Source organism: Falsiroseomonas bella (assembly GCF_003173615.1).
Taxonomy (GTDB): domain Bacteria; phylum Pseudomonadota; class Alphaproteobacteria; order Acetobacterales; family Acetobacteraceae; genus Falsiroseomonas; species Falsiroseomonas bella.
Window position 1 is genome coordinate 412,673 of record NZ_QGNA01000004.1, and the last position, 21,471, is coordinate 434,143.

The 21,471-nt window shown below is 72.9% G+C and carries 24 protein-coding genes; 12 read left to right on the forward strand and 12 right to left on the reverse strand.

The features are described 5' to 3' along the window. Window positions 1-34 precede the first annotated feature (34 nt). The 4 genes from DFH01_RS18890 to fabI form a co-directional block, all read right to left on the reverse strand. Entirely contained in the window at window positions 35-256 is a 222-nt protein-coding gene (locus DFH01_RS18890) for a hypothetical protein (protein WP_109872027.1), read from the reverse strand. 71 nt (window positions 257-327) lie between these two features. Then, window positions 328-534 carry a cold-shock protein gene (locus DFH01_RS18895; RefSeq protein WP_109872028.1) on the reverse strand — a complete coding sequence of 69 codons (207 nt, stop codon included), beginning with the start codon at window positions 532-534 and terminating at the stop codon, window positions 328-330. Between the two features lie 238 nt (window positions 535-772). Next, window positions 773-1,876, reverse strand: coding sequence for a chorismate synthase (gene aroC / locus DFH01_RS18900; protein WP_109872029.1), 1,104 nt, complete (start codon window positions 1,874-1,876; stop codon window positions 773-775). Between the two features lie 63 nt (window positions 1,877-1,939). Further along, window positions 1,940-2,785 carry an enoyl-ACP reductase FabI gene (gene fabI, locus DFH01_RS18905; protein WP_109872030.1) on the reverse strand — a complete coding sequence of 282 codons (846 nt, stop codon included), beginning with the start codon at window positions 2,783-2,785 and terminating at the stop codon, window positions 1,940-1,942. A 79-nt stretch (window positions 2,786-2,864) separates the two neighbouring features. Here fabI and pdxH point away from each other — a divergent pair, with 79 nt between their 5' ends. From pdxH to DFH01_RS18925, 4 genes are read left to right on the forward strand one after another with little or no spacing between them, the layout of a single operon-like run. Continuing rightward, entirely contained in the window at window positions 2,865-3,488 is a 624-nt protein-coding gene (gene pdxH / locus DFH01_RS18910) for a pyridoxamine 5'-phosphate oxidase (RefSeq protein WP_109872390.1), read from the forward strand. Continuing rightward, window positions 3,485-4,960, forward strand: a complete 1,476-nt coding sequence (locus tag DFH01_RS18915; RefSeq protein ID WP_109872031.1) for a bifunctional aminoglycoside phosphotransferase/ATP-binding protein — start codon at window positions 3,485-3,487, stop codon at window positions 4,958-4,960. Before pdxH ends, DFH01_RS18915 begins: the two co-directional genes overlap by 4 nt. Window positions 4,961-4,997: 37 nt before the next feature. Further along, the gene (locus DFH01_RS18920; RefSeq protein WP_109872032.1) at window positions 4,998-5,876 is read left to right on the forward strand and encodes a universal stress protein; all 879 of its coding nucleotides are present in this window, start codon (window positions 4,998-5,000) and stop codon (window positions 5,874-5,876) included. Next, on the forward strand, window positions 5,867-6,439 hold the full coding sequence (locus tag DFH01_RS18925) for a GNAT family N-acetyltransferase (protein WP_199231295.1): 573 nt from the start codon (window positions 5,867-5,869) through the stop codon (window positions 6,437-6,439). Before DFH01_RS18920 ends, DFH01_RS18925 begins: the two co-directional genes overlap by 10 nt. A 36-nt stretch (window positions 6,440-6,475) precedes the next feature. Here DFH01_RS18925 and DFH01_RS18930 read toward each other — a convergent pair whose 3' ends face one another. From DFH01_RS18930 to DFH01_RS18950, 5 genes are all read right to left on the reverse strand, one after another. Next, window positions 6,476-7,009, reverse strand: a complete 534-nt coding sequence (locus DFH01_RS18930; RefSeq protein ID WP_109872033.1) for an OmpA/MotB family protein — start codon at window positions 7,007-7,009, stop codon at window positions 6,476-6,478. A 107-nt stretch (window positions 7,010-7,116) separates the two neighbouring features. Next, window positions 7,117-8,505 (reverse strand): sigma-54-dependent transcriptional regulator, encoded by a 1,389-nt coding sequence (locus tag DFH01_RS18935; RefSeq protein ID WP_109872034.1) that lies wholly within the window; start codon window positions 8,503-8,505, stop codon window positions 7,117-7,119. 2 nt (window positions 8,506-8,507) lie between these two features. Continuing rightward, window positions 8,508-9,890: an ATP-binding protein gene (locus DFH01_RS18940; protein ID WP_109872035.1), complete on the reverse strand. Its 1,383-nt coding sequence runs from the start codon at window positions 9,888-9,890 to the stop codon at window positions 8,508-8,510. Next, window positions 9,887-10,651 (reverse strand): hypothetical protein, encoded by a 765-nt coding sequence (locus DFH01_RS18945; protein WP_109872036.1) that lies wholly within the window; start codon window positions 10,649-10,651, stop codon window positions 9,887-9,889. The genes DFH01_RS18940 and DFH01_RS18945 overlap by 4 nt, the downstream gene beginning before the upstream one ends. 3 nt (window positions 10,652-10,654) lie before the next feature. Then, window positions 10,655-11,056 carry a hypothetical protein gene (locus DFH01_RS18950; RefSeq protein ID WP_109872037.1) on the reverse strand — a complete coding sequence of 134 codons (402 nt, stop codon included), beginning with the start codon at window positions 11,054-11,056 and terminating at the stop codon, window positions 10,655-10,657. 278 nt (window positions 11,057-11,334) lie between these two features. On the opposite strand from DFH01_RS18950, the gene DFH01_RS18955 reads away from it, so the two are divergent. Then, complete coding sequence (locus DFH01_RS18955) at window positions 11,335-12,045, forward strand: pirin family protein (protein WP_109872038.1); 711 nt, start codon at window positions 11,335-11,337, stop codon at window positions 12,043-12,045. On the opposite strand, the gene DFH01_RS18960 is transcribed toward DFH01_RS18955, so the two are convergent. Together DFH01_RS18960 and curA are read right to left on the reverse strand one after the other, a co-directional pair. Continuing rightward, on the reverse strand, window positions 11,993-12,832 hold the full coding sequence (locus tag DFH01_RS18960) for a lipase family protein (protein WP_109872039.1): 840 nt from the start codon (window positions 12,830-12,832) through the stop codon (window positions 11,993-11,995). The two genes, DFH01_RS18955 and DFH01_RS18960, sit on opposite strands and share 53 nt — an antisense overlap. Beyond that, complete coding sequence (gene curA, locus DFH01_RS18965; RefSeq protein WP_109872040.1) at window positions 12,816-13,835, reverse strand: NADPH-dependent curcumin/dihydrocurcumin reductase; 1,020 nt, start codon at window positions 13,833-13,835, stop codon at window positions 12,816-12,818. Before curA ends, DFH01_RS18960 begins: the two co-directional genes overlap by 17 nt. 85 nt (window positions 13,836-13,920) lie before the next feature. Between curA and DFH01_RS18970 the strand changes: the two genes are divergently transcribed. Continuing rightward, window positions 13,921-14,883: a tripartite tricarboxylate transporter substrate binding protein gene (locus tag DFH01_RS18970; protein WP_158287821.1), complete on the forward strand. Its 963-nt coding sequence runs from the start codon at window positions 13,921-13,923 to the stop codon at window positions 14,881-14,883. Window positions 14,884-14,885: 2 nt separating this feature from the next. After that, window positions 14,886-15,686: an alpha/beta fold hydrolase gene (locus tag DFH01_RS18975; protein WP_109872042.1), complete on the forward strand. Its 801-nt coding sequence runs from the start codon at window positions 14,886-14,888 to the stop codon at window positions 15,684-15,686. Window positions 15,687-15,698: 12 nt separating this feature from the next. On the opposite strand, the gene DFH01_RS18980 is transcribed toward DFH01_RS18975, so the two are convergent. After that, window positions 15,699-17,729: a 4Fe-4S binding protein gene (locus DFH01_RS18980; RefSeq protein WP_199231296.1), complete on the reverse strand. Its 2,031-nt coding sequence runs from the start codon at window positions 17,727-17,729 to the stop codon at window positions 15,699-15,701. Between the two features lie 158 nt (window positions 17,730-17,887). On the opposite strand from DFH01_RS18980, the gene DFH01_RS18985 reads away from it, so the two are divergent. From DFH01_RS18985 to DFH01_RS19005, 5 genes are all read left to right on the forward strand, one after another. After that, the gene (locus DFH01_RS18985) at window positions 17,888-18,556 is read left to right on the forward strand and encodes a biotin/lipoate--protein ligase family protein (protein ID WP_233256181.1); all 669 of its coding nucleotides are present in this window, start codon (window positions 17,888-17,890) and stop codon (window positions 18,554-18,556) included. Then, window positions 18,553-19,098: a DUF6505 family protein gene (locus DFH01_RS18990; protein WP_109872044.1), complete on the forward strand. Its 546-nt coding sequence runs from the start codon at window positions 18,553-18,555 to the stop codon at window positions 19,096-19,098. The genes DFH01_RS18985 and DFH01_RS18990 overlap by 4 nt, the downstream gene beginning before the upstream one ends. Beyond that, window positions 19,095-20,183 (forward strand): DUF6352 family protein, encoded by a 1,089-nt coding sequence (locus DFH01_RS18995; RefSeq protein ID WP_233256182.1) that lies wholly within the window; start codon window positions 19,095-19,097, stop codon window positions 20,181-20,183. Before DFH01_RS18990 ends, DFH01_RS18995 begins: the two co-directional genes overlap by 4 nt. A 73-nt stretch (window positions 20,184-20,256) precedes the next feature. Further along, window positions 20,257-20,763 (forward strand): DUF3305 domain-containing protein, encoded by a 507-nt coding sequence (locus DFH01_RS19000; RefSeq protein ID WP_109872045.1) that lies wholly within the window; start codon window positions 20,257-20,259, stop codon window positions 20,761-20,763. After that, window positions 20,760-21,428: a DUF3306 domain-containing protein gene (locus DFH01_RS19005; RefSeq protein ID WP_109872046.1), complete on the forward strand. Its 669-nt coding sequence runs from the start codon at window positions 20,760-20,762 to the stop codon at window positions 21,426-21,428. The genes DFH01_RS19000 and DFH01_RS19005 overlap by 4 nt, the downstream gene beginning before the upstream one ends. The last annotated feature ends 43 nt before the right edge of the window (window positions 21,429-21,471 follow it).

A 21,471-nucleotide genomic window follows, 5' to 3' on the forward strand; every position in this document is an offset into this window, starting at 1 on the left:
GCGCCGAAAAGCCCCGCAGGGGAAAAGATGGTGGCTAGGCGCTGCCGGCCTCGCCATCGAGCCCGCCGGGGCGGAGCTGCTTCTCGCGGAACACGCGTTCCAGCCCGTCGGACAGGCTGCGCGCGCGATAGGTACGGTCCAGGTCGTCGCCGGGCATGGCGCGGGTGATGGTGTAGACCCCGCGCGGGATGTTGGCGTCCCAGGGACCGGGCTGGAATTCGACATGCTGTCCGACGGCGAATTTGTGCGGCGCCATGACGGGCCTCCTCTGCCGTGGTCGGGACGGTGGGCGGGCGCGGCCCCTGAAGGAGCCGCGCCCTGCGTGCCTCAGGCGCGCTGCAGCCGCGTGGCCGAGCTCTTGCCGCCCTGGCCTGCCTGCAGTTCGTAGTCGATCTTGTCGCCTTCGCGCAGGTCCTGCATGCCGGAGCGCTGCACTTCGGAGATGTGGACGAAAACGTCCTTGGAGCCGTCATCCGGCTGGATGAAGCCGTAGCCCTTGGTGGCGTTGAACCACTTGACGGTGCCGATGGCCATGGGTGTTGGTCTTCCGATACGCACGAGTGTGCCGGCGCGCGAACGTCACGCGACGGGCCAGCCGACCGAAGGGGGCGGACACCGGGCTCGGCACCCCGGAACGGAGATTGGAGAACAGGCCGAGCCAGACGGAAAGCGTGACCCAGCCTACATGGGCCCGCCGGGCCGAGGATGCGAGCAAAATCGGGTGACGGTTGCGTGTGCGGCCGCTTTTTTCGCTCCAGACGCCAGGAACGCCTCAGTTCCGCGGCAGCCTGGCCTGGCTGGGCGCATCCGGGTTCTGGGCGCGGTGGCGCAGCAGGTGGTCGGCCAGCACCAGCGCCATCATCGCCTCGCCCACCGGCACGGCGCGGATGCCGACGCAGGGATCGTGCCTTCCCTTTGTCAGAACCTCGACCTCCGCCCCGAAGCGGTCCACCGACCGGCGGGGCGTCAGGATGGAGCTCGTCGGCTTCACCGCGAATCGCGCGACCACCGGCTGGCCGGTGCTGATGCCGCCGAGGATCCCGCCGGCGTGGTTGCTTTCGAACAGCACCTCGCCATGCGGGCCCATGCGCATCTCGTCGGCATTCTCCTCGCCGGTGAAGCCCGCGGCTGCGAAGCCCGCGCCGATCTCGACGCCCTTCACCGCATTGATGGACATCAGCGCCGCCGCCAGGTCGGAGTCGAGCTTGCCATAGACCGGCGCGCCGAGGCCGGGGGGCACGCCCTCCGCCACCACCTCCACCACGGCGCCGAGGCTGCTGCCCGACTTTCGCGCGGCCGTCAGCGTCTCCTCCCACCGCGCCGCCGCCTGCGCATCCGGGCAGAAGAAGGGATTTTCGTTCACCTGCGCCCAGTCGAAATTGGCGACGTCGATCCAGTCGCCGCCCATGCAGACCAGCGCGGCGCGGATCGTCACGCCCTCCAGCACCTTGCGGGCGACGGCACCCGCGGCGACACGCATCGCCGTCTCCCGCGCGGAGGAACGCCCGCCGCCGCGATAGTCGCGCACGCCGTATTTCAGCTCATAGGTCAGGTCGGCATGGCCCGGGCGGAAGCGGTCCTTGATCTCGCCGTAGTCCTTGCTCCGCTGGTCCTGGTTCTCGATCACCAGCGAGATCGGCGTGCCGGTGGTGACGCCCTCGAAGGTGCCGGACAGGATCTTCACCTGATCCGGCTCCTGCCGCTGCGTCACGAACTTGCTCTGGCCGGGGCGGCGGCGGTCGAGGAAAGGCTGGATGTCGGCTTCCGTCAGCGGAATGCGGGGCGGGCACCCGTCCACGACGCAGCCGATCGCGGTGCCGTGGGACTCGCCCCAGGTGGTGAAGCGGAACAGGTGGCCGAAGGAGTTGTGGGACATGGTCAGCGGTGTCCTGGCCCCCACCCCGACCCTCCCCCGCATGCAGGGGAGGGAGAAGGGCGGTCAGACCGTCGCGATGTCGGGGGCGTCGGGGTTCTTCATGCCGACGATGTGGTAGCCGCAATCCACGTGGTGCACCTCACCCGTCACGCCGGAGGAGAGCGCGGACAGCAGGTAGAGCCCCGCGCCGCCCACATCCTCGATGGTGACGTTGCGCTCCATCGGCGCGTTGTACTGGTTCCACTTCAGGATGTAGCGGAAATCGCCGATGCCGCTGGCGGCCAGCGTCTTGATCGGGCCCGCGCTGATCGCGTTCACCCGGATCCCTGCCTTGCCGAGATCGGCCGCCATGTAGCGCACGGACGCCTCCAGCGCGGCCTTGGCCACGCCCATGACGTTGTAGTGCGGCGTCACGCGCTCTGCGCCAAGATAGCTCATCGTCAGCAGCGACCCGCCCGGCTTCATCAGCGGCACCGCGCGCTGCGCGACCGAGACGAAGGAATAGACGGAAATGTCCATCGCCTGCAGGAAGGCCTCCCGCGGCGTGTCCATGTAGCGGCCGCGCAGATACTGCTTGTCGGCGAAGCCGATGGCATGGACCAGGAAGTCCAGCCCGCCCCACTCCGCCTTCACCCGCTCGAACACCGCGTCCACGCTGGCGTCGTCCGTCACGTCGCAGGGCAGCACCAGCTTCGACCCCGCCTGCTCCGCCAGCGGCCGCACCCGCTTCTCCAGCGCCTCGCCCTGATAGGTGAAGCAGAGCTCGGCCCCCTGCGCCGCGACGGCCTGCGCGATGCCCCAGGCGATGGAGCGGTCATTCGCCACCCCCATCACCACGCCGCGCCGCCCGGCCATCAGCGTGCCGGCCGGAATCGCAACGGTGGGTTCGGAAGCTTCCGATGGGGGCATTGCGGCGGACCGGCGGCTGGTTGCGGGGGTGCGGGCGGGATGGCACATGCCCCAGGCCGGGGCAAGCCACCCGGCCGCCATGCACCCCCGGGAGCCCCCCTTGGACCAGCCCGCCCGCACGCAGGCCACCGAAGACCCGATCGCCCTGTTCGGCGCCTGGATGGCGGAGGCGGCGAAATCCGAGCCGAACGACCCCAACGCCGTCTGCCTCGCCACCGCGACGCCGGATGGCCGGCCCTCCGCGCGCATGGTGCTGCTGAAGGAGGTGGATGCCCGCGGCTTCGTCTTCTACACCAACCTCGAAAGCCGCAAGGGGCGGGAGTTGGCCCAGAACCCCTTCGCTGCCATGACCTTCCACTGGAAGTCGCTGCAGCGCAGCGTGCGCGTGGAAGGCGCCGTCGAGCCGGTGACCGCGGAGGAGGCGGATGCCTACTATGCCTCCCGCGCCCGCGGCAGCCGGATCGGCGCCTGGGCCAGCCGGCAGTCCCGCCCGCTGGAAGGCCGCTTCGCGCTGGAGAGGGCGGTGGCCGAATACACGATGAAGTTCGGCATCGGCGAGATCCCGCGCCCCGAGTTCTGGTCGGGCTTCCGCCTGGTGCCCGACCGTATCGAGTTCTGGCGCGACATGCCCTTCCGCCTGCATGAGCGCCGCGTCTTCCACCGGCATGATGGCGGGTGGGAGATCGAGATGCTCTACCCGTGACCCTCCCGGCGGAGCAGGCGGAGGTCGCCGCGCTGCTCGCGCGCCTGACCGGCGCGGCGCCGATCGAGACGCATATCTCGGCCGTCTTCGTCGGGCGCGACGACGCCTTCAAGCTCAAGAAGGCGGTGAAGCTCCCCTTCCTGGATTTCTCGCCCCTTTCCGCGCGCGAGCACTTCTGCCGCCGCGAGCTTGAGATCAACCGCCCCAACGCGCCCGGCATCTATCGGGATGTGGTGCCGATCACCCGCGAACAGGGCGGCGCGCTCGCGCTTGGCGGTGCAGGCCCGGTCGTGGACTGGGTGCTGCGCATGGCGCCGGTGCCGGCCGCGGACTTCCTGGACGCCGTCGCGGCGCGCGGCGCGCTGGATGCGCGGCTGCTGGACGCGCTGGCCGATGCGACCGCCGCGCTGCTGGCCGCGGCCCCGGCCGCACCCGGCGTGGACAGCGCCGGGCGCATGGCGCTGGTGCTGCAGGGCAATGTCGAAGGCTGCGTCGCGGCCGGGCTCGATCCCGAACGCGTCGCCGCGGTGGCCACGACCATGCGCGCCCGCCTGGAGGCAATCCGCCCGCTACTCGCCGCGCGCGCGGCGCAGGGTCTTGTCCGGCGCTGCCATGGCGACCTGCACCTGGCGAATCTCTGCCTCTGGGAAGGCCGGCCCGTCGCCTTCGACGCGATCGAGTTCGACGAGGCGATCGCGCGCATCGACGTGGGCTACGACCTCGCCTTCCTGCTGATGGACCTGGATGTGCGGGTCGGCCGGGCGGCGGCGAACCGGGTGATGAACCGGGTGCTGGCGCGCAGCTTCGACATCGCCATGCTCGGCGCGCTGCCTTTCTGGCTGGCGCAGCGCGCCCTGGTGCGCGCCAAGCTGGAGCCGGCGCGCGGCCGCGACGGCCTGCCCTATCTCGCCGCGGCGGAAGGCTATCTGCGCCCCGTGCCGCCGCGCCTGGTCGCCATCGGCGGGCTTCAGGGCACGGGCAAGACCTACATCGCGCGCGCCCTCGCCCCCGCGCTCGGCGTCGCGCCGGGCGCCCTGCACCTGCGGACGGATGAAATCCGCAAGCGCCGCGCCGGCCTCGCGCCTGAACAGCGCCTGCCCGAGGCCGCCTATGCGCCGGCGGAAAGCGCCGCCGTGCATGCCGAGATGTTCGACGCTGCCCGCGCCGCGCTCGCGGCAGGCCATTCCGTGGTGCTGGACGCGGTCTTCCTCGACCCGGCGATGCGACGCGCGGCGCGTGATGCGGCCGGCCCGCATCCCTTCACCGGCTTCTGGCTGGAGGCGCCGCTGGCGGTGCTGCGCGAACGTGTCGCCGGGCGCCGCGACGATGCGTCCGACGCCACGGTCGCCGTGCTGGAACGCGCGGCGCAGGCCGATCCCGGTCCACTCGACTGGCGGAAGCTTGACGCGGCCGGCGATGCGCGCAGGGCCGCCTTCGCGGCTCTGGCCTTGAACGGCGAAACCGAGGCATAAAGTTTCACAGGGAAGGTTTCGGGAAGGGAGAGCCGCAATGGCCTACCGTCGTCTGCTGCTGCCTCTGACGGGGACGGCCGCCGGGGAAGCCGCGCTCGCCACGGCGCTCGATGTCGCGCGGATCTGGCACGCGCATCTGCATTGCCTGCATGTGCGCGTGGATGCCCGCGACGTCGCGCCGCTCGCCGGCGAGGGCCTCTCGGGCGCCATGATCGAGGAGATGATGGCCGCGACCGAGCGCGAGAGCGGGGAGCGCGCCAACCGCGTGCGCGACCTGTTCGACCGCTTCGCCGCCACCCATGGCGACCTGGTGCTGGCCAGCGACCCCAACACCGCCGCCAAGAGCCAGGGCGTGACCATCAGCTTCGAGACCATGGCCGGCCGCGAGGAGGACATCGTCGCGCAGCAGTCGCGCCTGTTCGACATGGCCGTGGTGCCGCACCCGGAGGCCGGGGAGGACGTCTCCTCCTCCGACGCGCTGCATGCGGTGCTGTTCGATTCCGGCCGCCCGGTGCTGATCGCGCCCCGCACGCCGCCCGCGACCATCGGCACCCGCGTCGCTGTCGCGTGGAACGGCAGTGCGGAGAGCGCCGCCGCCGTCGCCGCCGCGCTGCCCTGGCTGCATCGCGCCCAGGCGGTGCGGATCCTCTGCTCCGACGACTACCAGCGCCGCGGCCCGGGGGCGGAGGGCATCCGCGCCTATCTGCGCTGGCACGGCATCGAGGCCGAGCTGGTGCCCTTCAAGCCGGCGACGCGCGAAGTGGGCGCCGGCCTGCTCGGCGCCGCGCGGGATTTCGGCGCGGACCTGATGTGCCAGGGCGCCTACAGCCATTCGCGCCTGCGCCAGCTCATCCTGGGCGGCGTGACGCGCCACGTGCTGGAGAATGCGGACCTGCCCGTGCTGATGTGCCGGTAGCCGCCACGCGCCTGCTGCGCCCGGCGGCCGATCTGGCGCCGGGCTATGCGGACGCGCTGCGGCGCGGGTTCGAGCCCTCCACCTTCCTCGGCCCGGCCTTGGCCGAGCGGCATCTGGCGGCGATCGCGGAGGACGCGGCGGCGTTCTGCGCCTCGCTGGAGGACCCGGTGGGGGAAGGCAGCATCACGCTGCCGGATGGGCGGCAGGTGCCGCGCCTGCCCGGCTTCACCCGCTGGATCGAGGCGGACGGCTTCTGCGGCGTGGTGCATTTCCGCCGGCAGAAGGGCACCGCCGAGTTGCCGTCGCATGTGCTCGGTCACATCGGATACCTGGTGGTGCCGTGGCGCCAGCGCGAAGGCCATGCGACCCGCGCGCTGGGCCTGCTTCTGAAGGAGGTCGCGCCGCTCGGCCTGCCCTGGGTGGAGCTGTCGACCGACCCGGACAACATCGCCTCGATCCGCGTGATCGCCGCCAATGGCGGCCGGCTGGTCGAGCGATTCACGCGGCCCGCAAGCTTCGGCGGCGGCGAGGCGCTGCGCTTCCGCATCGCCCTCGCGCCGTGAACCGCCTCCCCCGCGATGCGGGGGAGGCAGCAGGGCTCAGTTCCCCGGGCCGACCAGCGTGATCTCGATGCGCCGGTTCTGCGCCCGGCCCTCGGGCGTGCTGTTGGAGGCGATCGGGTTCGCATCGCCCCGCCCGTCGGCCGAGATGATGCCGCGCGGCGTGCCGAGGCGGATCAACTCGTCCGCCACCGTGTCCGCCCGGCGGGAAGAGAGGTCGAGGTTGGTGGTGATCCCCTCGCGCCGCAGCTCCGGCCCGACCGGCGTGGTGTCGGTGTAGCCCTCCACGATCACGCGCGTCTGCCGCAGCCCCTGCAGCGTGGGGACCATCTTCGCCAGCTCGCGCCGGGCGCTTTCCGTGATGCGGTAGCCGCCCGAGGGGAACAGGATGCGGTCCGTCATCGTCACCTTCAGCCGCCCTTCCAGCATGCGGATGGTGGCCTGGTCGGCCGTGTATTGTGCCTGCAGCTGGGTGTAGGCCTGCTGCAGCTCGTCGTAGCGCTGCTCGGAGACGCAGGCGGCGAGGCCCACCACGGCCGGGGCGAGGGCGAGCTTCAGGAACGTGCGACGCATGGGGGAATCCTTCCTCGGGCGCGCCGCGCGGATGTAGGCCTCGCGACGGCGCTGAGGGCAGTGTGGCGCCGGGGCGGCGGGCCGGGCAGGGCCGGACCGTATCCGGTTCAGGCGGATTCCAGCCCGGCCGCCGCATCCAGCCCGTGCTTGGCCATGCGGTAGCGCATCGTGTCCCGGCTGATCCCGAGCAGCCGTGCCGCCTGGGAGACGTTGCCGCCCGTGCGGTCCAGCATCTGCACCAGCGTGTCGCGCTCCATCTGCCGCAGCGTCGGGCCGGGTGAGGGCAGGTCGGCGCCGGGCGCGGGCGCGAGCGCAACATGGGCGGCGCCGAGCTCCCGCGCCTCGCCCGCGGCCAGCGCCGCCTGCTCCATCGCGTTGCGCAGCTCCCGCACATTGCCAGGCCAGGGGTGGCGGGCGACGAGGTCCAGCGCCGCGGCGTCCAGCCGCAGCCCCGGCCGGCCGTAGCGCCTGCCATGCAGGGCCAGGAAATGCGCGGCCAGCATCGCCGCATCGCCGGCACGCTCGCGCAGCGGCGGCACGACAAGCTGCACCACCGACAGGCGGTAGTAGAGGTCGGCGCGGAACCGGCCTTCCTTCACCAGCGCCTCCAGCGGGCGATGCGTGGCGGCGACGAAGCGCACATCCACCCGCCGCTCCCGCACGGCACCCAGGCGGCGCACGGTGCGGTCCTCCAGCACCTTCAGCAGCTTCGCCTGCACGGCCGGCTCCAGCTCGCCGATCTCATCCAGGAACAGCGTGCCGCCATGCGCGGCCTCCACCAGGCCGATGCGGCGCTCCCGCGCATCGGTGAAGGCGCCGCGCTCATGGCCGAACAGCTCGCCCTCCACGAGCTGCGCGGGCAGGGTGGCGCAGTTCACCTCGATGAAGGGCGCCTCGGCGCGGCGGCCGTCGTAATGCAGCGCGCGGGCCACCAGCTCCTTGCCGCTGCCGGTCTCGCCGCGGATCAGCACCGGGGGCGGCGCGTCGCCTTCGGCCATCGCGCGCTCGGCCTGCAGCAGGCCCGCGATGCGCGCCTTGAGATCGGTGATTGCGGGCGAGGCGCCGAGCATCGCCTCCAGCCCGCCCTGCCGGGCATCGCGGCCGCGATAGTAGGAGAGCGTCTCCTCCATCCGGCCCTGGCCGAGCGCCTTGTCCACCAGCAGCTTGAGCTCGCCGAGCGCGATCGGCTTCGCCAGGTAGTCCCAGGCGCCCGATTTCATCGCCTCCACCGCCGTCTGCACGCTGCCATGGCCGGTCAGGATGATGACCTTCGCCTGGCGGTCCGCGGCGCGGATGCGCGCCAGCAGGTCGAGGCCGCTGCCATCCGGGAGGTTGAGGTCCAGCAGCACGACATCGGGGCGGAATTCCTCGAAGTCGCGCCAGCCGGCGCGCATCGTCGCGGCGATGCGCAGCTCGAAGCCGTCGCGCTCCAGGTAGCGCTGCACGTTGCGCGCCAGCGTCGCCTCGTCCTCGACCAGCAGGATGCCGTGGCCCATCGTCAGCCGCCAGTGACCGGCAGGCGGATCACCGCCCGCGTGCCGATGCCGCCGCGGCTTTCCAGCAGCAGCGCGCCGTCATGCCGGGCGAGGATGCGCCGCGTCAGCATCAGGCCAAGGCCCGTGCCGCGCGCCTTGGTCGAGAAGAAGGGCTGGCCGTCGCGAAGGCCCTTGGGCAGCCCGCCGCCGGTGTCGGCGACGACGATCTCCACCTGCCGCCCGTCCGGCGCGACGCCGGTGGAAAGATCGAGCGCGCCGCCCTCCGGCATGGCCTCGATCGCATTGGCGAGGAGGTTGTCGAGCGCCTGGCCGAGCGCGCCGGCCTCGCCGCGCGCCGGCGGCACCGAGGCGGTCGCCAGGCGCAGCGCGACGCCCTGCCGCGCCGCGGCGGATTGGAAGGTGCGTGCGCTTTCCTCCAGCACCGCGTTCACGTCCACCGCCGCCGGCGCCACCGCTTCGCCGCGCGCCTGCAGCAGCAGGTCACGCACCCACCCCTCCATGCGGTCCGCCTCCCGCTGGATGTCGGCGAGGCACTGCCGCGCGCCCTCCACGTCCTCCACCGCCGCGAGCTCCGCCGAGGACCGGATGGAGGAGAGCGGGTTGCGGATGCCATGCGCCACCGCCGAGGCCACGGCGCCGATCGCGCCCAGCGCCTCGGCCTCGAGCAGCGCCTGCTGCTGGCGCGCCATCAGCGCCTGCGCCCGCAGCGCGAGGCCGAACAGCGCGACGTAGAGCAGCAGCATGCCCAGCCCGGCCGCGATCCAGACGCGGCGCACGCCGCCGTCGATCGCCGCGAACAACGCATCGGGCAGGCGGTAGATCTCGACCACGCCGATGACGCGGCGATGCGCCTCGTCCCAGACCGGCAGATAGGCTTCGGTGAAGCGGTGGCCGCCCGCATCCCGATCCAGCGCGACATGCTCCGTCTTCGGCACCGTGCCAGCCTCGACCGCGATGCGGCCGCCGAGCGCGGCGGCGAGTTCGTCGTTGTCGTCGAAGCGCCGGCCGATCATCTCGGCGTTGCTCGACCAGAGCACGGTGCCGTCGGCGGCGAAGACATTGGCGCGGACCACACCCGGCAGCTGCGCGACATGGTTGAAGAAGCTCTCGAGCGGCAGGCGCGCGGCGGTGGAGGCGGGATCGGAGAACCAGGACCAGGTGCGCTCCGCCTGCACGATGCTCTGCAGGAACTCCGCGCTGACCTCGGCGTCGCGGTCGAGCATCTGGCTCGTCAGGAAGCGGCTCAGCACGATCGCCGTGCCGGTGCCGAACAGCACGACGCAGGCGAGGCTCAGCACCGCGAACCAGCGCAGCAGGTTGAAGCCGCGCCGGCCCTCCGTCGCGGCGGAAGCGAGCCCGCCGGGCTGCGCCAGGCCGTCCATCATCGCGACAGCCTATCAAGCCCCAGGCTGACACGGTAGGCGAGGCGGAGCCCGACGCTGAAGGCCGCGCCGCCACCCGCCGCCCCGTGCCAGGCGACGAGACCAAGGGTGAGGTCGGGCGCGACCGCGCGCTCCACGAAGGCGCCGAGGTCGAGCAGCGGCGCTTCCGTGTAGGACTGCCGGTCCTGCGCCTCCAGCATCAGCCCGGCGGTCCAGCGTTCGTCGAGTTCGACCGAGAGCACCCCGGCGGCACTCCAGTAGTCGCTGCCGCGCAGCGCGACCGCCGCGAGCGGCGCGATTCGCCGCCCGGCGGAGACATCGAGCGTCACGCGCTCGCCCATCGGCACGGAGGCGTCGAGCCGCAGCAGATGCTCCGTCACGCCGCTGGCCATGGCGGGTGTCGAGGCCGAGGGCAGCCGGGTGCGCAGCGCAACCTCCAGCAGGATGCCCTCCTCCGATTCGTAGAGTCGATGGCCGAGCGTGAGCCGCGCATCGCCGAGGCCGCCTCGGTCCTCGCGGACCGCCGGCGCATCGAAGGGCAGGGTGCCGGCCGGCGGGGCCATCGCCGGCAGGCGCAGCGTGGCATAGGCGCCGCCGCCCGAGAGGGTGGCTTGCAGCGGCACGAGGGACGCGCCGCTCGCCGTGCCGTCGCGGCCATCGGCGAATTCGCGCGCGGCGGTCAGGCGCAGTTCCGCGGCGCCCGCCGGCCAGGCGAGCAGCAGCGCGAGCAGCGCCGCCAGGCCGCCTTGCCGGCGAGGCCGCACGGGTCAGCGACCCGTCCGGCCGCCGTTGCGGCGCTGCCTTCCACCGCCGCTGGAGCCCTCGCGGACGAGCATGATGAAGCCGTCATCCATGGTGTCGAGCGCGGCGCCGCGGCGATCCTCGCGCCGATCGTTGCGGCGGTCGTTGCGGCGATCCTGCCGCCGGTCCTCGCGCCGCGGGCCTTCGGAGGCCTCGCGGGCCAGCAGCAGCTGCAGATCGGCCGGCGCCTCGCTGCTGCGGCGATCCTCGCGCCGCGGGCCTTCGGAGGCCTCGCGGGCCGGGGTGAGCGTGACCGACTCCTCGCCGATGGCAGGGGCGGACAGGCGGCTGGCCGCGTCGGCTGGCGGGACGGACAGGGCCAGGGCGGAGACGCCGAGCAGGGCGGCGGCGAGAAGGCGGCTGGACATGGCGGGAACTCCTTCGACACCGGCGGGATGCCGGATGCCAGGGGAGTTGCACCGCGCGTGCCAGCCGGGCGGCTGGGTGCAAACAATTGAAAATAAATGATTCGGATTGGGGGTTTGAAGCACCGCTGGGGGATATGCCCCACCCGGCTTCCCCCAACTCTCATTGCCGCGGTGAATGGTCCCGATCCGTCCCGCCCTGCTGCGTCGGCCGCGGCGCACCCCCATCTTGCGTCCCGAACGACAGGGCCCCACCCGGTGGCCAAGAGGAGATCCAGGCGATGATCGACATCCGACCCTTCGGCAGCCTCGGCGGCGCCGACCATGGCTGGCTCAAGGCCCGCCACCACTTCTCCTTCGCGCACTATAACGACCCCGCGCGGATGAACTGGGGCCGGCTGCGCGTGTGGAACGACGACGAGATCGCGCCCGGCACCGGCTTCGATCCCCATCCGCACCGCGACATGGAGATCATCACCTATGTCCGGGAGGGGGCGATCACCCACAAGGACAACATGGGCAACGAAGGCCGCACCGAGGCCGGCGACGTGCAGATCATGAGCGCGGGCACCGGCGTGGTGCATGCCGAGTACAACCTGGAGCCGGAGACGACGAAGATCTTCCAGATCTGGATCATCCCCGACCGCCGCGGCGCCAAGCCGAACTGGGGCGCCAAGCAGTTCCCGAAGGCCGCGCGCGAGGCGGGGTTCGAGGTGCTGGCCTCCGGCCGGCCGCAGGATGCGGGCAACGGCGCGCTGCCGCTCAACGTCAACGGCGCGGTGCTCGCCACCACGCTGAAGGCGGGCCAGACGCTGGTGCAGGCCCTCGGCGCCGACCGCGCCGCCTACCTCGTGCCGGCGAAGGGTGCGGTGACGGTGAACGGCGCGAAGCTCGGCGCGCGCGACGGCGCGGGCATCGTGGACGAGCCCGAGATCCGCATCACCGCGGAGGAGGATGCGGAACTGGTTCTGGTGGAGGTGGCGAAGGAATAGCCACGCCGAGGAGCGCGGCGAGCTCCGCGCGCAGGAAGGCCACCGGGTCGCGCCCCGCCCCGGTGGCCACCAGCGCGCGATGCCCGCCCGGGAACACCGCGTGCCGCGCCCCGGGCAGGCGGGTGGAGGAGACGGGGACCAGGCCGTCATTCGGGCCCGCGCCCTTCTCCTCCATCCAGCGCGCCAGTGGCAGGTAGGCGCGGTCGCGCCAGGGGCAGGGATCCGTCAGCGCGGTGGCGAGGCTCGCCACCGGCAGCCGCGCCGTCAGCGCCGCGATCCCGGCCTCATGCGCCGCCATCCAGGGCTCCCGCACGGCGCAGGTGAGGTCCGCGAGGCCCTGCCCGTCGCCGAGCCGCGCGAGCCGCAGCGCGTGATCCGCCAGATCGCGCAGCGGGCCGTAGCCGAGCGCGGCATCGGCCACGGGCGAGCCGCGGAAGGGCGATTGCAGCGCGAGGAAGCCGCGGCAGCGCGCCGCGATGCCCGGCATCAGCAGCGCCGACAGCGCCTCCAGCCCGCCCTTGGAATGGCCGATCAGGATGATCGGCGCGTCGTCGCCCTCGACGATGGTCGCTATGCGCGCCGCGTTCTCCGCGATGGGCGCGGCGGTCGGCGTCGGCGCGCGCGCCACCGCCAGGCCGAGCCCGCGCAGCCAGTCGAGCTGGGTGGACATGTAGTCCATGTGCAGCCCGGCGATCACCTCGCCGAGCAGGCCGTTGCACAGCAGCAGGCGATGCCCGTCGAGCCGCGCGGCGAGTGCGACGTCCGCCGGATCAGTCGAGGGCGACAAGCAGCTTGCCGAAATTGCGGCCCTGCAGCAGGCCGATGAAGGCGTCCGGTGCGGCGTCCAGCCCCTGCACGATGTCCTCGCGGTAGCGCAGCCGGCCGGCGGCGATGTGGCCGAGCAACTCCGCGCGGAACTCCGCGTAGCGCTTCCAGCCGGTGTCGCCGACGATGAAGCCCTGGATCCGCAGCCGCTTGCGCACCACCGGGCCGAGATTGGGCCCCGGCGCGGCGCCGACCGCATCCGCACCGGCAGCCGTGTTGTACTGCGCGATCATGCCGCACATCACCATGCGGCCGAAATTGTTGAAGCGCGGGAAGACCGCCGCCTGCACGGCGCCGCCGACATTCTCCCAGTAGACATCCACGCCGCCGGGGCAGGCGGCGTCGAGCTGCGCGCCTAGGTCGCCCTTGTGGTCCACCGCCGCGTCGAAGCCGAGCTCGTCCATCAGATACGCGCATTTCCGCGCGCCGCCCGCGATGCCCACCACGCGGCAGCCCGCGATCTTCCCGAGCTGTCCCACCACCTGCCCGACCGCGCCGGAGGCCGCCGAGACGACCAGCGTCTCGCCCTGCTTCGGCTCGCCGATGTCCTTCAGCCCCACCCAGGCCGTCAGCCCCGGCATGCCGAGCACGCCGAGTGCCGTGGAGGGCGCCGCGTCCTGCGGGTCTATCGCGATCAGCGCCTTGCCCGGCCGCGCCGAATGCGTCTGCCAGCCGAAGCCGCCGAGCACCCAGTCGCCGTCCTTGAAGCGCGCGTCTCGGCTGGCCGCGACCTGGCCGACCGCCTGGCATTCCATCACGCCGCCGATCTCCACCGGCTTCGCATAGGACCGCGCATCGTCCATGCGCCCGCGCTGGTAGGGATCGAGCGAGAGGAAGCGATGCCGCACCAGCACCTCGCCCTCCGCGAGTTCCGGCAGCGGCGCCTCTTCGAAGCGGAAATCCTCGGGCACGGGCGCGCCCTTCGGGCGGCGGGCGAGCAGGATTCGGCGGTTGGTCTCGGGCATGCGGTCTCCTTTGCCGGCATTATTGCCGGGAATGTCGGCGCTGCGTAAATCGCAGCGCGTGCTTCGGCACAGGGGGGAAGGTTCCATGACGACACGACGCATCCTGCTGGGTGCGGCCTTCGCCGCGCCGGCCTTGGGCGGTGCCGCGGCCCAGGGCGCCTGGCCGGAACGCCAGGTGCGCTTCGTCGTCGCCTTCGCGCCCGGCGGCTTCACCGATGTGATCGCGCGCATGCTGGCCGAGCGGCTCGGCCCGGCCTGGGGCCACACCGTCGTGGTGGAGAACCGCGGCGGCGCCGGCGGCAACCTCGCCGCGCGGCAGATCGCCCGCGTGGCGCCCGACGGCTACACCGCGCTCGTCACCACCGGCGCCTTCGCGATCAACCTCAGCCTGTCGCGCAACCCGGGCTATCGCGCGGAGGAATTCGACGTCGCGGCCGTCGTCGCCGGAACGCCCAACATCTTCGCGGTGCGCGCCGAGAGCCCGGTGCGCACGCTGGCCGACCTTGTCGAGCTCAGCCGGCGCCGGCCGTTGAACTACGGCACGGCCGGCGTCGGCGTGGCGGCGCATCTCTCGGCCGAGCTGCTGTTCAAGCGCGCCGGCGGCACGGATGTGCAGCATGTTCCCTACACTGGCGCCGGCCCCGCGATGCTCGCGCTGCTCGCGGGCAACATCGACATGGTCGCCGCTTCCCTTCCTTCTGCCATCAACCAGATCCGCGACGGCAAGGCGCGTGGCCTGGCGGTGACGAGCGCCACGCGCAACTCCGCGCTGCCCGACGTCCCCACCGTGGCGGAGGCCGGCCTGCCGCCGATCGTGGATGTGGCCTGGGTGGCGGTGATGTTCCCCGCCGGCACGCCGCGCCCGGTGCTGGAACGCGCGAATGTCGACATCAACCGGGTGATGGCCGAGCCGGCGTTCCAGCAGCGCCTGCGCGACGGCGGCTTCGAGCCGATCGGCGGGAGCCTCGACCAGGCGACGCGCTATGTCGCGGAGGAGGTCGCGAACTGGCGCGAGGTGGTGCGCACCGTGAACGTGCAGATCGACTGACCATGCTGCTGAGCCGCGACGGAAGGCTCCTCCATGCCGACCTGCTCGGCCCGCGCGGGCGGCCGGCGGTCTGCCTGGTGCATGCGCTGGCGGCCGATTCCGGCCTCTGGGCGGAGCAGGTGCCGGCGCTGCTGGATGCCGGCTTCTGCGTGCTGCGCGTGGATCTGCGCGGGCATGGCGGCAGCACGGCGACGCCGGGACCCTATCGCATGGCGGAACTCGGCGACGACCTCGCCTTCGTGCTGCGCGCGCTCGATCTCGGCCCCGCGCATTATGTCGGGCTGTCGCTCGGGGGGATGAGCGGGCAGGCGCTTGCGCTGGATCATCCGGGCCTGCTGCGGTCCATCGTGATCTGCGACGCGCTGCCGGAATCGCTGCCCAACGCCGCCGAGGTGTGGGGGCCGCGCATCCGCGCGGTGCGTGCGGCGGGAAGCTGCGCGCCGATCGCCGAGGCGACGCTGGAGCGCTGGCTCACGCCCGGCTTCCGCGCCGCCAACCCCGCGCGCTGGCAGGAGATTCTGGCGACCGTCGCTGCCACGCCGGCCGAAGGCTATGCCGGCTGCGCCGAGGCGATCAGCGATTTTTCGCATGTGTCGCGCCTGCCTGGTCTGGCGATCCTCGCGCTGGTGGTCTGCGGCGAGGACGACCACGCCGTGCCGCCCGCGGAGGGCGAGCGCATCGCGCGGCTGGTGCCCGATGGCCGCTTCGTCGCGATTTCCGGCGCACGGCACCTGCCGAATGTCGAGAAGCCGGAGGTCTTCAACCGGCTGCTGCTGGACTGGCTGGCGCGGCAGCCGGCATAGCGCGCGCCGCCGTCAGCCTTCCTCCGCCGCGCGCTTCGCCCGCTCCGCCTCGCGCAGATAATCCTCGGTGGTCTTGGTGATCGGGCGCGGCGGGCCGGCATAGGGGTCCATCGCGCGCTCCGTCGCCTCGAAGACGCGGCAATCCTCGCAGAGGCGCAGCACGCGCAGCCGCGCCGGGTCGGCGAACATCCAATGGCCCTGCGCCTGCAGCTTCTGGGTCACGCGCTCGATCTGGCTCTTCACGCCGAAGGGTTTTGCGCAGCGCTCGCAGCAGAAGGGCTCTTCTTCCTTGACCACGCGGGGCTGCGCAGCCTCGGGCGCCAGGTTCAGGCGCGGAACCAGCGTGATCACCTTCTCCGGGCAGGTCGCGGCGCAGAGGCCGCACTGCACGCAGGCGTCCTCCAGGAAGCTCAGCTGCGGCTTCTCCGGGTTCGCGCTCAGCGCGCCGGTCGGGCAGACGCTGGTGCAGGCGACGCAGAGCGTGCAGCCCGAGACCTCCACGCGCGCCTCGCCGAAGGGCGCGAGCGCCGGCATCGCGATCTCACCGCCGCGACGCCCCGCGCCATCGGCCAGCGCGCGCGCCGCCTGGCGCAGCATCTCCCGCGGCGCGCCCATCGCCAGATGCGTGGAAGGCGGGAAGGGCAGGCCGCGGCGCGGCACCGCGCGCAGCGCCTCGCCGAGCGTGAAGGGGTCGTCGGTCTCGATCGCCGCGGCACGCGGCGCGCCATGGTCCGGCACGCCGAGGCCCGCCAGCACATGCTGCGCATAGTCGAGGTTGCGGAACACGCCCTCCGTGCCATGCGCGCGCTTCGCCTTCATCAGCAGGCGAAGCTGCGCCGCCCCCCAGGCGAAGGCACTCAGCAGGAAGCCGAGATCGAGCTGCGAGATCTCGTTCACGCGCAGCGGCAGCACGCGCGCGGGCAGGCCTTCGCCGTGGCGGGCCAGCGCCTCGATCATCGCCTCGCCGGTCTCGTCATGCACGAGCACCAGTGGCGTCTCCCCACCGGCCTCGCGGTATGTCAGCAGCAGCGTGCGCAGCCGCTTCAGCAGCGCCTGCGCCGGCGGCAGGGCGTAGCTGGCCGCGCCCGTCGGGCACACCGCCGCGCAGGCGCCGCAGCCCGCGCAGATCTCGGCGCTGATCTGCACGGAATCCTTCCCCGGCGTGATCGCGCCTGTGGGGCACAGGTCGAGGCAGCGCGTGCAGCCGGTGCGGCGGTTGCGGCTATGCGCGCAGAGCGATGCGTCGAAGGTCACGAAGCGCGGCTTGTCGAAGCTGCCGACAAGTTCCCGCGCCGCCGCCACCGCGCGCTCGACTGCGGCTTCATCGGCCGGGTCGGCGCGCAGATAGCCCTGGCGCAGCTCATGCGTCGGGAACAGCGGCGCGCCGCCGGTCAGGTCCAGGATCACGTCGCAGCGGCTGACCGCGCCGTCCTTCCGTGGCCCCCATTCATAGGCGGCGCGGGAGGAGGGGCGGGGCATGGCATAGCCGTCCACCGTCACCTCGAAATTGCCCAGCCAGCCGGTGGCGGCGCGGGCGCGGCCGCGCGCCACGGGGAACTCGGCCGCGCGCAGCGGCTCAACCGCCCCGGCGCCGGTCAGCAGCACGGTGATGTCGAGCGTCTCCGTCAGCTTCCGCGCCGCCTCCAGGGCCGTCGCGTCGCGGCCCAGCACCAGGGTCACGCCCTCGCTCGCCAGCGGCACCAGCGGAACCGCCGGCATCTCCACCGCGGCGGCGGCCAGCAGCGCGGCCATCTTGGGGCCGGCCGCCTTCGCCTCCTCCGACCAGCCGGCGGCCTCCCGGATGTTCACGAAGTTCAGCGCCTGGCCGAAGCCGGCCTCCTCGGCCTCCTGGCGGAACAGCGGCGCCTGGGCGGTGCAGGCGACGGTGAGCGGCCTGCCCTCGGCCAGCGCGGCCTGGAAACGATCCAGCTGCGCCTGGCACAGCTGCTCGGCCATGCGCGGCTCCTTCCCGCCGCAGCCGCGCGCAATGGCGCGGCCGTCCAGCGGCATGGTGTCCTCGCAGCTGCAGACGAAGGTGGTCATCCCGGCCCGGCGCGCCCCCGATCTTCCCCGACCACTAGGCTCGGGGATTGCCGGCGCATATATCGCCCCGGACCCGCCGTTGCGAGGGAGGGGAGGGGAGCATTCCGGCCGTTTCGACCAGCACCGATCTGCCCGAGCTGCCCTCGGTCTTCTCGCCGGTGGTCCCGCTGCGCGAGGCAGGCGACGCGATGGCCCGCGCCGTCGCGCTCGCGCCGCAGCACGGGGCCGGCACCCTTGCCTGGGTCCGCTCCGCCGCCCGGATCGAGGCCGCGGTGGTGCTGGAGCCCGAATGGACGCTGGCCGCCGCGCGGCCCGCGCTCTACGCCGCCGCCTCGGCCCTGGCCGATGCGCTGGCCGCCTTCGGCCCGCCGGAGGTGCCGCTGACCTTCCGCTGGCCCGCCCGCGTCGCCATCAATGGTGGCGAGATCGGCGGCGCGCGGATCGCCTGGCCGAAGGGCTGCGCCGAGGATGCGGTGCCCGACTGGCTGGTGGTGGGCGTTGCGGCGCGGGTCAGCTTCCCGCAGGGCTGGGAGCCGGGCCACGGGCTGCAGCAGACCGCGCTTGACGAGGAAGGCTGGGACCCGACCGAGGTCTCGGCCGCCGAGCTCACCGCCGCCTGGGCGCGTCACCTGATGGCGGGGCTTGCGGAATGGCAGCGCGGCGGCCCGACCGGCGGCTTCCGGCGCATGGCCGAGCGGTTCCTGGCGAGGCTGGAGCAGGACGAGGCGGCCGGCCGTCACGGGCTCGACCCCGCCACCGGCGACCTGGTGACCGAGCGCGACGGGGCGCGGCGCCAGCACAGCCTGCTGGAGGCGCTGGCCGGATGACGAAGTTGCCCCGCACTCTGCGGCTCGACCGCTCGGACACGCTGATCTTCGACCCCGCGGCCGAGCCCGGCGAATGGGCCGTGCCCGGCGGCTTCGCCTTCTGGGACGAGGACCCCGCGACGATGCCGGGCAAGCGCCGCCAGGCCTTCCGGGGCGGGTTCCTCGGCCTCGGCTCCTTCGGCTGGTCCACCCTGGTGGAGGTGGCGGAGGCCGGCGCTGACGAGCGGGAGGCGGCGGTGGCCGCGCTCGCCGCCCATCTCCGCGCTGCCCATGGCGCCCCGGACGAGCCCGCGGCCCGGGCCGCGGCGGAGGAGGAGATCGCCTTCGCCGAGAGCCTCTGCGACCACCCGCCCGGCACCATCCTCGCGCTGACGCGCAGCATCGAGGACGGTGAACAGCGCGAGCGCTTCCGCACGCTGCACCGGCGCGACACGCCGCATCAGGCCTTCGACCGGCTGCCGGTGTTCGGCGTGGCGGTGGTGGAAGGCGAGGAGGAGCCGTTGGAGCGGCCGGACCTGACCGCCCTTGGACGCGGCGCATGAGCCATCATCACCACCATCACCACCATCACCACCATCATCCCGCCCCGCCACCGGGCCTCGCGCCCGGCGATTTCTGGGTCGCCTGCGGGCATCACCTCTGCGATCGCGACGCGGAGGGGCGGATCCACGCCACCCCCGATCTCTGGCGCGCCTTCTGCGCCCGGCCGGAGCTGCTGCCCCCGCCCGAGGCCTGCGAGGCCGAGCGCACGCTGCACGCCGCGCTGCTGGCCGAGCCGCTGCGCGCCGTGCCGCCGGCGGAGCTCGCCGCGCTGGCCGACGCCGATGCGCGGGAGAACTGGCAGGTCTTTCTTTCGTTCCGCGACCGCGTGGCGGCGGCGCCGAATCTCGAAGCGGCGTGGCTGCGCCTCTACCAGCAGGGCGTCGCCGGCATCCCGCCGCTCTTCCTGCAGATGCTCACGCATCTCGTGGTGCGCTCCGCCATGGAGGGCGTGGGCGATCCCTTCGTGCTGCGCGCGGCCGAATGCCTGTTCCGGCCGCAGCGCGCCGGCATTCACCAGGGCTCCACCCTGCTCGCCGACGAGGAGCTGCTGGACATGAAATCGGCCGAGGGCGATCTCGGCCCGCTCGGCAACCTGCTGATCGAAGCCGGCGCGCCGCCGCGCGAGATCGAGATCGACGTGCTGACGGACGCCAACGCGCCCGCCTACTTCGCCCGCTCCGACGCGCATGACTTTGCGCTCGACATCGTCGAGGGCAGCGCGGGCCAGAAGGCGCTCGGCCGCGCCATCGAGATCTTCCTGCGGCACATGCTGGGCGAGGAGGTCGCTATTCGCCCGGTGCCGGTGATCGAGGATGCGAACTGGACCTGGCATGTCGGGCTGGACGCCGAGGCGACCGCGATCGCCAACGACCTCTGGCACGGCAAGAAGGTGAAGCAGGAAAGGCTGGCGCGCATCCTCTGGCTCGGCGTGCTGGACTTCGCCGACCCCTCGCGCGTGCTGCCGCGCATGCGCGGCCGGCCGGTCTACCTGGCGCTGGCGATGGACGTGGCGCGCAAGGTGCGGCTGAAGCCGCAGAACCTCATCGCCGGGCTGCCGCTGACCCCGCGGGAGGCGGCGGCATGAACGCCCCCGATGATCGCAGGGCGCAGGTGCCGCACGCGCCGAGCACCGGAGGTCTGAATCGGGTGCGCAGCACATGAACCCCGACAGTCTCGCCGTCCCCGTCGCGGTGCTGGCGGAGCGCCGGCCTGGCGTCACGCGGTGGGCCGAGCATGTCTGGCAGGTGGTGGAGGTGCTGGAGGATGCGCCCCCCGTCCCGCCCTGGACCCTGCTGCGCGAGGAGGCGGGCCGCTCCCTGTTCTTCGCCGGCGCGGCGGAGGTGGCGCTGCACCCGACAGACACCGACAACTACAAGCACAATCTGGAAGCCGCCGAGCCGCTGGTCTGGGTGGCGCTGCGCCCGGCCGAGACGCCCTCGGGCTTCCTGTTGCAGGCGGTGACGGTCGATCCCGGCGAGGCGCATCTCTACGCCGATGTCGGCGCCGACCTGCTCGAGGCCCTGCCCATGCCGCCCGGCCTGCGCGCCGTCACGGCCGAGTTCGTCGCCCGCCACCACAAGGAACGCGAGTTCCACAAGCGGCGCCGCGACCGTGCGGACCCCGAGGCGCTCGGCCGGCGCCGACCCGGGACGGCGGAGCCATGAGCGGGGAGGCGCCCGGGCCGGGCTTTCTCGCCCGCTGGTCGCGCCGCAAGCGCGAGGCGCTGGCGGAGCCGGATTCGCCCCCTTCGGAAGCCCCGCCCGCCGCGGAAGCGCTGCCTGAGCCGGCGGCCGAAACCGCGGCGGAAAGGGCGGTGGAAACTGGGGCCGGATCGCAGGTCGAGCGGCCGGCCTGCCCGATCCCGAGCCTTCCCGCCATCGACCCCGCTAGCCTGCCACCGATCGAGGAGCTGACGGCCGAGAGCGACTTCGCGCTGTTCCTGCGCCCCGGCGTTCCGGCAGGGCTGCGCAACGCGGCGCTGCGGCGGATGTGGAGCCTCGATCCGGCGATTCGCGACTACATCGGCCCGGTCGAATACCAATGGGACTTCAATGCGCCGGGCGGACTGCCCGTGGGCTTTGCGTCCGAGCTGGTCGGCGACGTGAAGAAGCTGCTCGCGCAGGCGATCGGCGAGGTTCCGGCAGAGCCGCGGGAAGCCGAGGCGCAGCCCGCCTTGGACGACGGGGCGCCGCAGGAGCCGCAGGTCGAGCTTGCCGCCGGAGAGCCCGGCCCCGACGAACCGGTCGCGGCAACGCCGGAGCCCGCCCTGCCCGAGCCCGAGCCGGCCCCGACCCCGCGCCGCCGCCATGGCTCGGCCCTGCCGGCATGAACCGGAATTTTCCGCTGGCTGCCTATGCGAGGGCCTTGCGAAA

Excerpts from the sequence above, each read along its gene's own strand:
- DFH01_RS18930 (WP_109872033.1), bottom strand. The coding sequence starts at position 7,009 with ATGCGTCGCACGTTCCTGAAGCTCGCCCTCGCCCCGGCCGTGGTGGGC.
- DFH01_RS19000 (WP_109872045.1), top strand. The coding sequence starts at position 20,257 with ATGAACCCCGACAGTCTCGCCGTCCCCGTCGCGGTGCTGGCGGAGCGC.
- fabI (WP_109872030.1), bottom strand. The coding sequence starts at position 2,785 with ATGCCCCCATCGGAAGCTTCCGAACCCACCGTTGCGATTCCGGCCGGC.
- DFH01_RS18975 (WP_109872042.1), top strand. The coding sequence starts at position 14,886 with ATGCTGCTGAGCCGCGACGGAAGGCTCCTCCATGCCGACCTGCTCGGC.
- DFH01_RS18955 (WP_109872038.1), top strand. The coding sequence starts at position 11,335 with ATGATCGACATCCGACCCTTCGGCAGCCTCGGCGGCGCCGACCATGGC.
- DFH01_RS18950 (WP_109872037.1), bottom strand. The coding sequence starts at position 11,056 with ATGTCCAGCCGCCTTCTCGCCGCCGCCCTGCTCGGCGTCTCCGCCCTG.
- DFH01_RS18890 (WP_109872027.1), bottom strand. The coding sequence starts at position 256 with ATGGCGCCGCACAAATTCGCCGTCGGACAGCATGTCGAATTCCAGCCC.
- DFH01_RS18920 (WP_109872032.1), top strand. The coding sequence starts at position 4,998 with ATGGCCTACCGTCGTCTGCTGCTGCCTCTGACGGGGACGGCCGCCGGG.
- DFH01_RS18990 (WP_109872044.1), top strand. The coding sequence starts at position 18,553 with ATGACGAAGTTGCCCCGCACTCTGCGGCTCGACCGCTCGGACACGCTG.
- DFH01_RS18940 (WP_109872035.1), bottom strand. The coding sequence starts at position 9,890 with ATGATGGACGGCCTGGCGCAGCCCGGCGGGCTCGCTTCCGCCGCGACG.
- DFH01_RS18935 (WP_109872034.1), bottom strand. The coding sequence starts at position 8,505 with ATGGGCCACGGCATCCTGCTGGTCGAGGACGAGGCGACGCTGGCGCGC.
- curA (WP_109872040.1), bottom strand. The coding sequence starts at position 13,835 with ATGCCCGAGACCAACCGCCGAATCCTGCTCGCCCGCCGCCCGAAGGGC.
- aroC (WP_109872029.1), bottom strand. The coding sequence starts at position 1,876 with ATGTCCCACAACTCCTTCGGCCACCTGTTCCGCTTCACCACCTGGGGC.
- DFH01_RS19005 (WP_109872046.1), top strand. The coding sequence starts at position 20,760 with ATGAGCGGGGAGGCGCCCGGGCCGGGCTTTCTCGCCCGCTGGTCGCGC.
- DFH01_RS18970 (WP_158287821.1), top strand. The coding sequence starts at position 13,921 with ATGACGACACGACGCATCCTGCTGGGTGCGGCCTTCGCCGCGCCGGCC.
- DFH01_RS18995 (WP_233256182.1), top strand. The coding sequence starts at position 19,095 with ATGAGCCATCATCACCACCATCACCACCATCACCACCATCATCCCGCC.
- pdxH (WP_109872390.1), top strand. The coding sequence starts at position 2,865 with ATGCACCCCCGGGAGCCCCCCTTGGACCAGCCCGCCCGCACGCAGGCC.
- DFH01_RS18980 (WP_199231296.1), bottom strand. The coding sequence starts at position 17,729 with ATGACCACCTTCGTCTGCAGCTGCGAGGACACCATGCCGCTGGACGGC.
- DFH01_RS18895 (WP_109872028.1), bottom strand. The coding sequence starts at position 534 with ATGGCCATCGGCACCGTCAAGTGGTTCAACGCCACCAAGGGCTACGGC.